The organism is Loigolactobacillus binensis (genome assembly GCF_005405165.1).
Classification (GTDB): Bacteria; Bacillota; Bacilli; order Lactobacillales; family Lactobacillaceae; genus Loigolactobacillus; species Loigolactobacillus binensis.
Genome location: NZ_BJDN01000070.1, coordinates 1 through 1,467 on the forward strand (window position 1 = coordinate 1; position 1,467 = coordinate 1,467).

Below are 1,467 nucleotides of genomic sequence, written 5' to 3' on the forward strand. Positions count from 1 at the left end.
GGCTCTATACTTTTTCCTGTTGATCGTTTACAAAGTGGTAAGCTATTAACAGGATTTTTTGTGCAAAAAAGAGCCCACAGCCCCCATCCAAAAAATCCACCCACAACAGTATCATTTAAAAGGATATGAGAAAACCGTGAACCCTATAGACCATCATATAAAATTTGCGCTCAATATTAAGGACCCAAACGTCATTTTTTTCGATTATAGTTACGAAGTCAAACAAAGCAGACGAATCAAAGTCTATCGTGCCACCGTTAAAGCCACTTTTAAGCGTTGTCCCCAATGCGGCTTTGAGCAGCTCAATCATAATGGTCACTACGTTTCGCGGGTGGCCTATCTCACTGCCAATGCCAGCGAACCCGTTGATCTAGAGCTGCACAAAGAGCGCCTGATTTGTAAACACTGTAGAACTAGTGTGATGGCAACGACCGATCTGGTTGATAAATATTGCCATATCTCCCGAGCAACTCGCCAGAAGATTTTTATGCACTTACAAGATGATCGGACCCAAAAGAGTATTGCCCGTGATAATAATGTCTCACCCAGTACGGTTTGTCGCTATTTGGATAACTATGACGAGCTCTTTCGGCGGAATTACAACTATCTGCCCGAACATTTGGCCATGGACGAAGTGCGGGGTGTGGGCGGTGTCCTCCATTTTATTTGTATTAATGGTGCTGGGGATCATGAAATTCAACAGCTCCTACCGGATCGGTTGAAAAAAAGCATTTTAGCTTACTTTAATCAGTTTCATATTAAGGTACGGCAGCGCGTTAAAACCGTGACTTTAGACCTGAATAGTTACTATCAAGACATTGTGAGCACCGTCTTCCCAAACGCTAAGATCATCGTTGATCGGTTCCACATTGTGGCTATGATGACCCGCGCGTTCAACCAAAGTCGGATCCAACTGATGAAACAATATCCTAAACAAACGAAAGCATATCGGCTGCTAAAATTTGCTTGGAAACTGTACTTAAAGTACGAACAGGAGCTTGATGCTAAACAATTATTTTATGACCGCCATCTGCGCCAACAATTGACCCAGCAAGAACGCGTTCAGTTAGGGCTTGAGCTTGATGAAACGTTGGCGAATACCTACACCACCATGCAAGGCATTATGACCTGTCTGAAGAATCACGATCAAGCTGGGATTGTGACCTACTTAAATCACAATGAGCAGCTCAGTCCCAAAATGAAAACCACGCTAATAACCTTCAAAAAGAACCTAGCGATCATCCTTAATGCCAGTGAATTCAAATACTCGAACGGTCCCATTGAGGGCATCAATCGGATGATCAAACAGATCCAGCGAACGGCTTTTGGTTTTCGCAACTACCACCATCTAGTTTCACGGATCAAACTACAACAAATGCGGACCAAACCAAGTAAAAAAACAGCATTAGAAGTTAAATAACTTCTAATGCTGTAAAATTGACTATCAACAGGATTTGACAGAGAGCC

At 42.7% G+C, this 1,467-nt stretch carries 1 protein-coding gene; it reads left to right on the top strand.

Translation table 11 applies throughout. The features are described from left to right. The first annotated feature begins 136 nt into the window (after window positions 1-136). Window positions 137-1,420, top strand: coding sequence for an ISL3 family transposase (locus FFM78_RS13610; RefSeq protein ID WP_137638910.1), 1,284 nt, complete (start codon window positions 137-139; stop codon window positions 1,418-1,420). The last annotated feature ends 47 nt before the right edge of the window (window positions 1,421-1,467 follow it).